This window comes from Microbacterium terregens (genome assembly GCF_039534975.1).
In the GTDB taxonomy this organism is placed as follows: Bacteria; Actinomycetota; Actinomycetes; order Actinomycetales; family Microbacteriaceae; genus Microbacterium; species Microbacterium terregens.
In genome coordinates this window covers 1610585-1622625 of record NZ_BAAAWH010000001.1, presented here as the reverse complement: position 1 = coordinate 1622625, position 12041 = coordinate 1610585, and the positions used below count along the sequence as shown (strand labels likewise).

At 65.1% G+C, this 12041-nt stretch carries 11 protein-coding genes and 1 tRNA gene; 4 read left to right on the top strand and 8 right to left on the bottom strand.

Features of this window, described 5'->3' with window-relative positions; genetic code table 11:
* Nucleotides 1-10: 10 nt before the first annotated feature.
* On the top strand, nt 11-913 hold the full coding sequence (locus ABD655_RS07310; RefSeq protein WP_344712818.1) for an MFS transporter: 903 nt from the start codon (nt 11-13) through the stop codon (nt 911-913).
* A 17-nt stretch (nt 914-930) separates the two neighbouring features.
* Here ABD655_RS07310 and ABD655_RS07305 read toward each other — a convergent pair whose 3' ends face one another.
* The 3 genes from ABD655_RS07305 to ABD655_RS16945 all read right to left on the bottom strand — a co-directional run bounded on the left by ABD655_RS07305 (nt 931) and on the right by ABD655_RS16945 (nt 6907).
* Entirely contained in the window at nt 931-3657 is a 2727-nt protein-coding gene (locus ABD655_RS07305) for an AAA family ATPase (protein ID WP_344712816.1), read from the bottom strand.
* A gap of 194 nt (nt 3658-3851) precedes the next feature.
* Entirely contained in the window at nt 3852-6572 is a 2721-nt protein-coding gene (locus tag ABD655_RS07300; protein WP_344712814.1) for a helix-turn-helix transcriptional regulator, read from the bottom strand.
* On the bottom strand, nt 6566-6907 hold the full coding sequence (locus ABD655_RS16945) for a GNAT family N-acetyltransferase (protein ID WP_425561675.1): 342 nt from the start codon (nt 6905-6907) through the stop codon (nt 6566-6568). The genes ABD655_RS07300 and ABD655_RS16945 overlap by 7 nt, the downstream gene beginning before the upstream one ends.
* A 553-nt stretch (nt 6908-7460) precedes the next feature.
* Here ABD655_RS16945 and ABD655_RS07295 point away from each other — a divergent pair.
* The gene (locus tag ABD655_RS07295) at nt 7461-7856 is read left to right on the top strand and encodes a VOC family protein (protein ID WP_344712812.1); all 396 of its coding nucleotides are present in this window, start codon (nt 7461-7463) and stop codon (nt 7854-7856) included.
* Nucleotides 7857-7991: 135 nt separating this feature from the next.
* Here the strand turns inward: ABD655_RS07295 and ABD655_RS07290 are convergent, their stop codons facing one another.
* Together ABD655_RS07290 and ABD655_RS07285 are read right to left on the bottom strand one after the other, a co-directional pair.
* Nucleotides 7992-8993, bottom strand: coding sequence for a hypothetical protein (locus ABD655_RS07290; RefSeq protein ID WP_344712809.1), 1002 nt, complete (start codon nt 8991-8993; stop codon nt 7992-7994).
* Nucleotides 8953-9228 (bottom strand): hypothetical protein, encoded by a 276-nt coding sequence (locus tag ABD655_RS07285; protein WP_344712808.1) that lies wholly within the window; start codon nt 9226-9228, stop codon nt 8953-8955. Before ABD655_RS07285 ends, ABD655_RS07290 begins: the two co-directional genes overlap by 41 nt.
* A gap of 95 nt (nt 9229-9323) precedes the next feature.
* On the opposite strand from ABD655_RS07285, the gene ABD655_RS07280 reads away from it, so the two are divergent.
* Complete coding sequence (locus ABD655_RS07280; RefSeq protein ID WP_344712806.1) at nt 9324-9605, top strand: hypothetical protein; 282 nt, start codon at nt 9324-9326, stop codon at nt 9603-9605.
* 15 nt (nt 9606-9620) lie between these two features.
* Here the strand turns inward: ABD655_RS07280 and ABD655_RS07275 are convergent, their stop codons facing one another.
* From ABD655_RS07275 to ABD655_RS07265, 3 genes are all read right to left on the bottom strand, one after another.
* Nucleotides 9621-10808: a tyrosine-type recombinase/integrase gene (locus ABD655_RS07275; protein WP_344712804.1), complete on the bottom strand. Its 1188-nt coding sequence runs from the start codon at nt 10806-10808 to the stop codon at nt 9621-9623.
* A gap of 4 nt (nt 10809-10812) precedes the next feature.
* Nucleotides 10813-11082 carry a helix-turn-helix transcriptional regulator gene (locus tag ABD655_RS07270; protein WP_344712802.1) on the bottom strand — a complete coding sequence of 90 codons (270 nt, stop codon included), beginning with the start codon at nt 11080-11082 and terminating at the stop codon, nt 10813-10815.
* Nucleotides 11083-11234: 152 nt separating this feature from the next.
* Nucleotides 11235-11308: transfer RNA gene (locus tag ABD655_RS07265), tRNA-Pro, on the bottom strand.
* Between the two features lie 128 nt (nt 11309-11436).
* Here ABD655_RS07265 and ABD655_RS07260 point away from each other — a divergent pair.
* Nucleotides 11437-12024 carry a GNAT family N-acetyltransferase gene (locus tag ABD655_RS07260; protein WP_344712800.1) on the top strand — a complete coding sequence of 196 codons (588 nt, stop codon included), beginning with the start codon at nt 11437-11439 and terminating at the stop codon, nt 12022-12024.
* Nucleotides 12025-12041: the final 17 nt, after the last annotated feature.

The window sequence follows — 12041 nt, the reverse complement described above, 5'->3', positions numbered from 1 at the left end:
AGGGTGTGGGATGCGGCGTCGGGCGGCATCCCACACCTTTCGATCTGGCGGAACAGGGCGAGACACAGTTCCAAGTCTTCGGCAGACGAATACACCCAGACTCATCCCGGAGATCGTCGGCCCTCACCTCATACACAACGCGGTCACTCTGAACAGCATCTTCGTGAATGTCGGGCGAGCCATCGGACCCATCATCGCGGCCGTGCTCATCTCCACGCTCGGGGTGGCCTGGTGCTTCTACATCAACGCCGGCAGCTTCATTGCCGTCGTGATCGCGCTCCTGTCATTACGGGTCTCCGCGCTGATGCCCGCACACCGAACGTCACCCGCCCGCGGGCAACTTATCGCCGGATTTCTGTATGCGCGCAGAGTCCCGCTCACCCTTGCGCCTGTCGCCATGATGGCGGTCGTCGGAACATTCACGTGCGAGTTCGAAGTGAGCCTCCCTCTGTTCGCCAAGGGTGCACTCGGGGACGTGGATGCCTCCTACCCATGGCTCATCGGCGCGTTCGGCGCCGGCTCAGTCATCGGTGGGGTCTATTGCATGTTGCGACCTGAAACGGGGATGCGCCGGCTGATCCGTGCGTCCGCCGCCTACGCCGTCAGCATGGCAGGGTTGGCGGTCGCACCGAGCGCCGCGGTCGCCGTTGCGATCCTGGTCGTAATGGCGAGCATCACATTTCTCACGACGGGTAACAGCACCATTCAAATCGCTTCCGCTCCCGAGTACCGCGGAAGAGTCACCGCGCTGTGGTCGACAGCCTTCTTAGGTACCACGCCGATCGGCTCGGCGACCATCGGGGCGATCGGTGGTATCGACCCACGCCTCGCAGTCGGCGTCGGGGCCTGCGCGTGTGTGGTCGCGGCCCTGATTGGACGGACGCTATCACGGTCGACGCGGACGTCACTTTGATGGCTCGCTTATCGAACTCAAACATCCGGGCTGACCGTCGCAATCTGGTGGCGGGAGTTGATGTGCAGTTTGTTGAATATCTTGCCGAGGTGATATTCCACCGTTCGCGGGCTGAGGAACATCCGTGCGGCCACGTCGTTGTTGCTGAGGCCTTCACTTACCAGTCGCGCTATTTGAGCTTCCTGAGAGGTGAGTAGCGGCCGGCCGACACGACCGGGCTTCCGCACCTGCGAACCCGCTGCCTGGAGCTCAGCAGACGCTCTACGCGCAAAGGCTGTGGCCCCGATGTCCTCGAACAGTTGCTGAGCTCGGGTGAGCCGGTCACGGGCATCGGCGAGGCGTTTCTGTCGACGGAGCCATTCGCCGTACACAAGGTACGCACGGGCAGCGTCGAGACGGGCGCGGCTGGAATCCAGGCGACGGAGTGCTTCGACGTAAAGCGCCTCCGCCTCAGTGTCTGTGCTGATCAGTGCGCGAGACCTCGCGAGCACGCCTAGGGCCCAATCCGTGCCGCTGAACTTTGCGGCGGTCTCGAGCTGGTCCATTGCGGTGCCGGCGTCCGCCGAACCGTTCAACCGACTCGCGGCCTCGATCAGTTCAACCAATGCCCACGCGCTCGTCGCGTGCAATGAGTGGTGGAGAGGGACGGCACGCGATGCCGACGCGAGCGCCTCGTCGTAGCGACCCAGCCCGTTGTTCAATATGGCCGATGCCCAGTAACCGATCGCGACACCCGTGGCATCGGTTCGTGCTTCAGCCGCGGGGACGGTGGTCTCGATCAGAGCGGCGAGGTCTGCCTCACGCCCCTGCAACGCGGCAACTCCGATCGCACCGTATGGACTCACCTCAGCACCTGTGGCGGAGGTAATCGTCGCCATCTCGCCGACTGTGTCGCTCGCAGTCGAAAGTTCACCGGCGAACAGGTGCACGAACGCGAGGGAACTGAGCGCCATCGGGAGCTCGCTGTAGTCACCTCTGGCGCGGCTGAGTTCGACAAGTTGACGCGAGACGTATTCCCAGGCGTCGAGATCCCACGCGGCCGCGGTCGCCGAGAAGGCCACGCGCAACCATGGCACGGCAGGATATTGCTGGTCACCGTCACTCTGGAGGGCGACAAGTGCCGCGTGCATCTGGTTCCATGCCCGATCGTCGCCGTCGCTAATGACGGACACGAACGCGTCTCGAAGCAGGTCAACGGGCCGGTGGCCGGGCGGGGCACCGGAAGCGCGCCACCTCAACGCCACCTGAGTGAGATCCGCGGACTGCGCCAGGTTTCCGGCGAAGAGCGCGGCAGAGAGCGCTTCGAGGTATGCGGCCTGCGCCGCTCCCGGATCGACCTTCGCCAGTTGGTCGGCTGCTTCCAGGAACAGCGGGATCGCCGCTCCGCCGCGTTCCCGCACGAACGCGAGCCTCGCTTCCGTGAGTCTGGCCTCGGCGCGCATGACTGGCCGAAGGCTAACGGCGGACACCACCCCGAGATCTTTGGCGGCGTCGGCGAACTGCCCAGCCGCCAGCTCGATTTGAGCGAGCTGCAGCGACCACTCCGCTCTCAGATCGTCGCTGGCTGTCAGCTCTAGCGCCTGCCGCAGGAGTACGGCGGCGAGGGCGAGGGCACCACGCGCCGTCGCCCGCGCTGCTGCATGCGCCAACTCGGCGGCGGTGTCTTCGTCTTTCCCTTCGCTCGCGCGCGCGCGATGCCAGGCGAGAAGGTCGGGCTGCACGATGGCGGGGTCGGCCGCAGCGAGAGCTGAGTGCGCAGCCCTGACTGAGGCTGGTGAAGCAGTGCGATAGACCGTGGAACGGACGAGGGGATGACGGAACCGAATGCCCACGCCAGGTTCGCAAAGCCCCGCCTCGATCGCGGACCGGACCGCAGCGGTGTCAATGCCAGACTTTGCAGCCGCAAGCTGGATTGCCCGCGCGTCTCCCAACGGCTCGGCCGCTGCGATGAGGAGCAGTTGCTGGGTGTCCGGTGGCAGCAGAATCACGCGCTGCCGGAACTGCTCTTCGATTCGAGTGAGCTGAGACGGTGCATCAGCAAGCAGGATCCCAGTTGCAAGCTCCTCGCGAGTGAGAGCGCGAACGGACTCCATGAGGACGAGCGGGTTTCCGTCTGCCTCGTCGAGGATCCTGTGCAGGGCCCCGGGGTCAGTCGCTCCGTGTGCGAGGGACAAGAGTAGCTCGTGCGCGTCTTTCCTCTCCAAACCGGTGAGGGCCAGACGCGCAACGCCCTCCAGCCCGGGAATGTGGTGGGGGGTGCGGGCCGCGAATGCCATCCCGACGCCCTCAGCGTCCAGTCGCCGAGCGACGAATCCGAGCACTTCGGCCGAGACGCTGTCCAGCCACTGCGCATCATCCACGACGCAAAGGATAGGTCCAGCACGAGAGGCGTCGGAAAGCAGGCTGAGCGTGGCCAGGCCGAGCAGGAACTTGTCCGGGAGTGAGCCTCCGCGCATGCCGAATGTGGTTTCAAGCGCGTCCTGCAGTGGATCGGGCAACGAGTCGATCGTGCTCATCAGGGGTCGGCAAAGTTGATGTAAAGCCGCGTAGGGCAACTCGATCTCGGACTGGATGCCGGTGACGCCGAGAATCTGGACTCCGGCTGAGTTCTGGACGAGATAGTTGAGCAGGGTTGTCTTTCCGACGCCTGCGCCTCCGCTGAGGAGCAGTGTCGAGCTGCGGCCGTCGCGGATGCTCTCCAGGAGCTCATCGAGCCGGGTTCTTTCGGGGTGCCGGGCAAGCACCGCTCCAGAGTATCGGCGTCGCTCCACATAACACTAGGGATAACACTGGGGAAATACGGATACAGACGGGCCTCAGGTCCTGCTGCGGGCGCAGCGCGGGCACGCGTACTTGCCACCGACCACGCGCAGGCGCCCGTGGCAGCGTCGAGCCCCGAGTCAACGAAAACGACGCCCGAGTCAGAGCGACTGATCGGTCACGTCGTGACCGGAAGCTGAGGAAGCTGGTGTCGCGAGCTGATCTGCAACTTGTTGAACACATTGCCCAGGTGATAGGCGACGGTCCTCGGGCTGAGGAACATGCGCGTCGCGATTTCGCTATTCGTGAGTCCCTGCCCTGCGAGTTGTGCGATCTGGGACTCCTGCGAGGTGAGTGCGATGCCTCCGCCTTCCCCGCGCGGGCCACCGCGTACCCCCGTTGCCTGCAGTTCACGGGTCGCGCGATCAGCAAACGCGGCGGCGCCAATCGCCTCGAAGAGCTGCTGGGCGCGGCTCAGCTCGATACGCGCGTCTGACAGCCGCTTCTGACGACGGAGCCACTCCCCGTACACGAGTGTTGCGCGCGCGAAGTCCAGGCGGCTGGGGGTGGACTCAAGAAGTCTGAGTGCCTCGAGGTAATGCGCTTCGGCGTCATTTTCGGCGCTGAGGAGCGCCTTCGAACGCTCGTAGAGTCCGCTCCCCCATGCCGAGTCATACGGCGATGTCGCTGCTTCGAGCCGTGACAACTCTGGAGTCGCATCAACACCATTCAGTCGACTCGCCGCCTCGATCGACTCAACAAGCGCCCAGTTGGTGATGGAGTGAAGCGGATTGTGCAGCGCGCCGGATCGTGTCGCCCAATCGCGAGCAACCTCGTAACGTCCCATGCTGTTGTTCAAGATGGCCTCCCCCCAATAGGCATTCGCGAGGCCGCTGCCGTCCGAGCGCTCGCTTGCATCGGCCTCGATCAGACGTACCAATGAATCGAGGTCTTCGACCCGGCCCTGGAGGGCGGCCGTCCCGACAGCGACAGAAGGATTCATGGCTCCGTCCGTCGCCGACCTGATCACCGCCATCTCGCGCGACGCGTCGATTGCGGTGGACATGTTGCCGCGGAATAAGTGCGTGTACGCGCGCGCAGTCAGGGCGATGGGCAACTCGCTATAGTCACCGGCCGCCCGCGCAAGAACAAGGTGTCGGTGCGACACCGCATCCCACGTCTCGAAGTCCCATGCGGCGAGTGCAGCGATAGTGCCGTGCCACATCCAATGGACGTGCGTGCGCTCGTCCGCGATCTCGTGCCTGAAGGGCACGAGCGCATCCTGCATATTGCGCATCGAGGAGGGGTCAGTGTGCGCGATCACGCGCGCCATCGCGTCAAGAAGGAGGTGTGCAGGTCGATCGCCGGCAGGAACTCCGGACGAAAGCCAGCGGTCTGCCACTTTCCGGACGTCCGTGTCAGCGAGCGAAGCTCCGAACATCGCTGCGGAAAACGCCTCGAGGAACGCTTCGCGGGCACCATCGAGACCGATAGGGACCAACTCGTCGGCGGCGTTCAACAGGAGGCCGACCGCGGCACCGCCCCGCTCGCGCGCGAATGCGACTCTCGCTTTGGTGAGCGCCAGCTCTGCTCGCAGCGTGGGACTGTTGTTTCCAGTTGTCGCTACCTTGAGGTCATCCAGCGCGAGGTCATACTCACCCGCTGCAAGTTCAGCCTGTGCGATCCTCAGCGACCATTCGGCTTTCTTCACCCGGTTCGCGGTGACCTGCAGCGCCTGACGGTAGAGCGCGGCCGCAGCCGTCGCGCCTCCACGCGCCAACACCCGTCCTGCGGCCGCCGCAAGTTCAGCTGCGGCATCCTCGTCGGTGCCCTCCTGGGCACGAGCATGGTGCCACGCGAGAAGGTCGGGGTCGGAATCGTCGGGGCTGACCGCTGCCAATGCTGCGTGCGCGCTTCTCACTGAACTCGGCGACGCCGTCCTGTACACGGCCGACCGGACTAATGGATGCCGAAACTGGACGGACGGGCCCGAGACGCACAGTCCCGCGTCGATCGCCGGTTCAGCCGCCTGCAGCGAGATTCCCAGGACTCCGGCGGCCGCCTCGACAACGCGAGGATTCGCAAAGGGCTCGGCAGCGGCGATCACCAGCAGCTGTTGTGTCGTCTCCGGCAGCAGCACAACACGACGTCGGAATTGCTCCTCCAGCTCACTCGGTCGAGCCGGAAGCGTGGAGATGATCAATCCGGTCGCAATCTCGGCGCGACTCAGCGCTCGAGCCGACTCGACGATCACAAGCGGGTTCCCATTCGCCTCGTTGATGACCCTCGCCATAGCGTCCGGGTCTACGGGGCCTAGCGCGAGCGAGGAGAAGAGACGCTCTGCGTACGGCTTCTCAAGGCCTGTCACGAGAAGACGAGGTATCCCGCCCAACCCTGGATCTTTGGTACCGGTACGCACAGCGAATACCATCCCGATGGCTTCGGCCTCCAGCCTCCTTGCGACGAACCCGAGCACCTCCGCGGACGCCTGATCCAGCCACTGCGCGTCGTCGATCACGCAGAGAAGAGGTTCGTCTGTGGAGTACTCCGACAACAGGCTCAGAGTGGCCAGGCCGATGTAGAACTTATTCGGGTACGGACCCACGCGTAACCCGAATGTGGTTTCAAGTGCCTCTCGCTGAGGTGCCGGCAATGACTCTAGCCCCGCCATTAGTGGACGGCACAGCTGATGCAACGCGGCGTAGGCGAGCTCCACCTCGGACTGAATGCCCGTGACGTTGAGGATTCGGATCCCCTCGCTCTGCTGGACCAGATAATCGAGCAAAGTGGTTTTCCCGACACCCGCGCCACCGTCGAGGAGAAGTGTCGAGCTATGGCCTTCGCCGATGCGCTTGACGAAATCGTCAAGCCGGGCACGCTCAGAGCGCCGGTTCAGCACCGCACCAGGCTACTTGTTCTGCCTTGTGGGTCGCGACGTCCCGGCCAGCCCCGCCTGCGGTGGTTCCTCTCCGCACAGGATTGCTCGGCCATTCCGAGCAATCGGCCGCCCAGGCCCTGTCCGCGATGGTCGCGCCGGGTGAAGACCTTCGTCAGCTCGGCAAATCCGTCCCCAAAACGCACACCTGCACAGCCGACCGCTCTGCCATCCTCCACAGCGGCGAGGAAGACGCCACTGGCTCCCTGGAGGTCGTCGTATGGCTCGCCGTGAAGGGCTTCGTCGACTTCGTCGGGGGTCGCCTGCCGCCCGTACCACCGTGAAGCGACGTCTGACATGTACTCCCTGACGATCTCGTCGGCGAGGAACGTCCGAGGCAGGACGACTTGAAGGGCAATCACGTTAGAAGCGTAGAGGGATCGTCGTCCGGGCGGACGTCTGGATCATCGAAGCTGTTCGAGCGGATTCTCCTCGAGCCGCCTCACGACGCCGCCGTCTATCGAGCAGCGGTCGTGGGCTTCCGCTCGGCCTGTTCGATCACACACGCACCAAACTCTCGCGCGAGGGCTCCGCGGGGATGTGCATCGAGCACTTCACGAAGGAATTCCTCAGGAAGCACATCCGACCTGACGCCGGAGATGTCTAGGCCTGTGGCCACTTACTGCACACCGGGGCGGTCGCCTATAGACGATCCCTACCCGGGCACTGATCCCGAGAGCGGTGCCGATGATCTCGCGGAGGGGGCGTGGGTCGCGGATCTGTCGGCGATCCGGTCCTTCGCGCGACGCGTGAGCCGATGGGCAGCGTGGCGTGTCACGGCCGGAGACCGATCGCTCCAGAAGGTAGGGGAGGCTATTTGCTCATCATCGACGGCAGTCGCAGTATGTAAAGGTGACCCTCTTTGACCACCTCGGTATCACCGTCGATGACCTGACCCGATCGACCTCGCAGTTCGACCCGGTGATGCGTGCGCTCGGTTGCACCCGACTGGACGCTGACGACGGCGTGTCTTGGTACCGGGGCGAGGAGGAGCTGATCCTCTTTTCGGCTCGGGAGGCGGGCAGTGGACCGCACCGGACAGGCCGCGTGGGATGGCAGCACCTTGCCTTCGCCGTCGGATCACCCGAGGAGGTGGATCGCCTGCACGACATTGCGATGGAGGCGGGCTGGACTGCGGTCCGCGAGCCGAAGCTTTACCCGCGGTTCAACGACAGCTACTACGCATCCTTTGTCGAGGACGACAACGGCATCCGCCTTGAGTTCATGTTTAACCCACCGCGCGCCTGAGGGCAGCGGCAGAGACAGCTCGTTAACCGATCGCGGCGCCGCCACGTGGGCGAGTGATTGTCGCGTTGGCCGATCGGGCTACGGCCACCCGATGCGCCGCCATTGCGTGACGCGACTCATTGAGCGGCAACGAGATCAGAGCGGAATGTCGGGCGTCCGCTTCGCAAGATCCGACGTCAGCCACTGGAAGACGGCGAGCGATGAGGCCTGAGACACGGCACTGCGACGGAGGTAGCCGGCGCTCGCTACCTCGAGAGCGCGGCGGCGCGGCTCCGTGTACACATCAAGCGGGAGCAGCCCTGCGCGGAAGCGCGTCCGCGAGATCTCGGCGACACGCGCCCGGAGTTCGAGTTCGTGCTCGGTGAAGTAGACGTCAGCGACGGCCAGAATCTGACGAACAACGCGACGGCTCTCTGACCGCTGCTCGAGCGCGTGCACTAACTCCGGTGGAGTGGGGAGGTCCTGCTCTCGAATCCGAGCAACCTCCCCCCGACTGCGCTTCCTTGCGAAGAACGCATCGGCGGCGGCGGCGTTGTGACGCCGCTCTGCAGCCAGCACCCGATGGAGCCGTCGGTCCGGCAGCCCGGCGCTGGCCCGGCGACGCTGCCGACGCCGCGCTTCATTCTCTCGCTGGCGGTATGACTCCTGCTGAGAGGGACTGGGGGACCACTCGGAGACGCGCCCGACCCCGCGTGCGCGGGCGACCGCGCGATTGCGAACTTCGTTCGCCTTGACGGGATCGGCGGCCTCTCGCGCCCGCCGGCGCTCGGCGATCGCGTCGCGGTTCCGGTGGTAATAGTCGCGCTGAGCCTGCTTGTACGTCTCCGGGTGCTCTTGCTTGTAGCGCTCGCGCGCTTGCTGACGCTCCTCCGGGTGCGCCGCAGCCCACGCCGTCGCGCGATCGATCCCCTTCTGACGCCGCGCCTTCTCCTCCCGCTCGCGCTGAGCCCGCTCCCGCTCCCGCTCACGGTTCTTCCGGCGGATGTCCTCACGGTTCCGCTCACGGTACTCCGCGTAGTAGGTCGGGTGCGCGTCGTTCCATACCTTCCGATGCGCAGCCAGACGCGCCGCACGCTCGTCCTCGCTTCGACGCGCGTCACTCAGGATGATCCGCTGCGAGAACGCCGTCGAGCTCAACGAGAGCCGTGAACAACTCCTCGCGCGCCGCGGTGGGGTCCGTGATCGCTCTTTCGAAGAGCGCACGCATCCGTTCCCGCTCGACGTCGGTCACATCGCCCAGCCGCGCGAGACACCAGTCGATGTCGTCGGCGAGGCTGTAGCTCGGATCATCCACCTCGATGCCGGGGTAGTACAGGAACGCGAGCACAGCCACGTGCTCCAGGACAGCGTCAGCGCGCTCACGATCGCTCATGGCAGGAAGGTGCGCATCCAGCTCCCAACAGCTCGCGCGGCGATGTCTGTTGGTCGGTCTACTCTCATGCGTGTTCGGCCGGAGGAGGATGCCCAATGGCCGAACCGCACCGATGGCACCCGCTGCTCGCAGCGCAGGAGGGTCCGACGGGCACGTGGACTTTGGCGGACGCGTTCGACCGCGTGTACGGCACCATCGAGATCCGCCGGATGAGCGCCGACGACGTTCGCTACCGTGTCAGCTTCCGCGGCGAAGTCATCGGCTGGTCAAACACCCTCCGCCTCGCCTGCGAGCGGGTCCACGGCGAGTTCCTCCGGAACCACGGCCCGAACGGCGGGCCGATCGCGAGTTGGGGCCCGACGGAGCAAACGTGGTGACCACAGGCATCCTTCTCAGATCGGCTGATCCTTGGCGAACGCGCGGTCGAGCATCTCGGCGGTGGAAGGGTTCACCATCTCGTTGCGCCGGATGTAGTGCTGGACGGTGATCTTGGGATCCGTGTGGCCCAACAACTCTGCAGCAAGCTCCACGCCCGCCTGCTCGTTGATAGCTGTCGCGACCGTGCGGCGAAACGCGTGCGGCGTAACTCCCGTGATGCCGGCGATCTCCATGACTCGTCGAAGCTGGCGCCTCACATTGTTCGTGGTCAACGGTGTGCCCTCCCGACTACAGAAGAGCAGCGCGTCCAGCGACGGCTCGCTGAGACTAGCCAGACGCCGGCGGACGGCCTCGGCTGTGAACGTCGGAATCGCGATAGTGCGTCGCGACTTCGCGGTCTTCGGGTGATCCTGCCGCTGGGTCGGCTCACCACTGTTGCTGACGATCGTGCCCGCGATGCGAATCGACGGCACCGCGCTGGTGATGTCAACGTCGCGACGTCGAATCGCGAGCACCTCACCGATTCGGGCGGATGTTCCAAGCATGACCTCGACGATTCCACCGAGTTGTCCATCCGGCTTCGGCCCTGAGATCACGCGTCCGCTCTCCCAGACGGCGATCGCCGTGCGGATCGCCGTCACCTCGACCGGGGTGAGTGCGTCGGGCATACTGATCTGCCGATTCAGTCGTGCGACATGGTCCATCGGATTACGCGACAGGACCTCGTGGCGCACAGCGAGGCCGAACGCCAGGCGAAGTACGACGCGAGCATGCTTTGCTCGGCTGTAGCTCCGCTTGTTCAGCTGCTTGAGGAGTTGGTCGCAGCGCGCGACGCCGATCTCCCGCAGCGTCAGATTGCCGATCGCCGGTATGACGAGGGTTCGGATGTTGCGCTCGTACAGCTGCCGTGTCGTTGTGGAGAGCCGGCCCTCCTGATCCAGGTCTTCAAGCCAGTAGTCGACGAGATGGGAGAACAGGCTGTCGGGAGTGAGCGTCGTTATCGTGTGCTGGAACGAGCTCCGCGTTGAGAGCTTCACCTTCAGTGCGCGCTCGGCGAGCGCGCGCGTCTCTGCGGTGGCCTGCACGAGCCTGGTCCGGCCATCCCAATCGCGATATCGTGCGCGGGCAATCACGCGACCGGGTGCGGCGGCAAGGAACCCGATCTCGCCGAAAGTCCCGATCGCGAGGCGCACGCGACTCATCGCGTCACCGAGGGTTGACGGGTGCCGGAGCGCACGGCTCCCTGTGGGCGTCGACCCAAGCCCGCACATCCGCGGCCGCGAATGTCAGATGCTTGCCGTAGCGATGCGCGAGAGGCGCCTGCCCCTTCGTACGCCACTCGTAGATGGTCGACACGGGGACGCGGAGATAGGCGGCGAGCTCGTTGATATTGAGGAGTCTTTCCAGCCCCCAGAGCTCGAGCGTCAGGTTGTCTACCGCGTTTATGCCTACTAGGTGCGCAGGTCGTCGCCCCACCGTTCGGAGGCAACCGGAGCGAAGTAGAGTCAGTCGAGGCTTCGCGCCGCGAGAGAGCGCCAGAGCGGTCAATTCGATGGCATTGCGATGACGTGGTCAAGTTTCACCAACTAAGAAGTCCCGGGAACCCTCAGGTTCCCGGGACTTTCCAGTCGGGATGACAGGATTTGAACCTGCGACCCCTTGACCCCCAGTCAAGTGCGCTACCAAGCTGCGCCACATCCCGATGCCCGCACGCGGACAACTCCCCCATCCTACCCGCTCACCGCGAGCGCCGCGAACGGGCGACGCCCGCACGGCCGGCATCCTGAGTCGACTCTTTCCCGTGTCGGCCGCAGTCGCTAGCGTCGAGGGATGGCCGAGATCGTTCTCTCCCCCGTTACTGCCGACCGCTTCGACGATGCTGAGCACGCTCTGACCGGTGGTGGCGATGGACAGGCCTGCCAGTGCCAGTGGTGGATGCTCACAAGAGCGCAGTTTCAGAGAACGACGCAAGATGAGCGGCGCGAGATGCTCCGGACCGAGATCGAACAAGGCGCCACGCCGCCCGCACTGATCGCCTATGTCGATGGTGAAGCCGCGGGCTGGGTTCGCATCGGACCGCGTGCTTCGCAGATCCGGGTCCTGCGCACCCGGGCGATCGCGGCGAACACCGACGTGCCGCTCGATGATGAGGATGTCTGGGCAGTGACCTGCTTCGTCGTGCGGCGCGAGCATCGTGGCAAGGGGTTGAACGCCGAGCTCCTCTCCGCGGCCGTCGACTTCGCCCGCAGTCACGGGGCCCGCTCCGTCGAGGCGTACCCGCTCGACACGAGGGTGGCGACGCACCCCACCAACGACCTGTATCACGGCATCCTGTCGGTGTTCGAGAGGGCGGGCTTCCGCGAGGTCGCGCGCCCGAGGTACGACCGGACCATCGTCTCGCTCGACCTGAGCACCTGACTTCGAGGACCCGTGGG

Excerpts from the sequence above, each read along its gene's own strand:
- ABD655_RS07310 (WP_344712818.1), top strand. The coding sequence starts at position 11 with ATGCGGCGTCGGGCGGCATCCCACACCTTTCGATCTGGCGGAACAGGG.
- ABD655_RS16945 (WP_425561675.1), bottom strand. The coding sequence starts at position 6,907 with ATGTCAGACGTCGCTTCACGGTGGTACGGGCGGCAGGCGACCCCCGAC.
- ABD655_RS07285 (WP_344712808.1), bottom strand. The coding sequence starts at position 9,228 with ATGAGCGATCGTGAGCGCGCTGACGCTGTCCTGGAGCACGTGGCTGTG.
- ABD655_RS07280 (WP_344712806.1), top strand. The coding sequence starts at position 9,324 with ATGGCCGAACCGCACCGATGGCACCCGCTGCTCGCAGCGCAGGAGGGT.
- ABD655_RS07275 (WP_344712804.1), bottom strand. The coding sequence starts at position 10,808 with ATGAGTCGCGTGCGCCTCGCGATCGGGACTTTCGGCGAGATCGGGTTC.
- ABD655_RS07260 (WP_344712800.1), top strand. The coding sequence starts at position 11,437 with ATGGCCGAGATCGTTCTCTCCCCCGTTACTGCCGACCGCTTCGACGAT.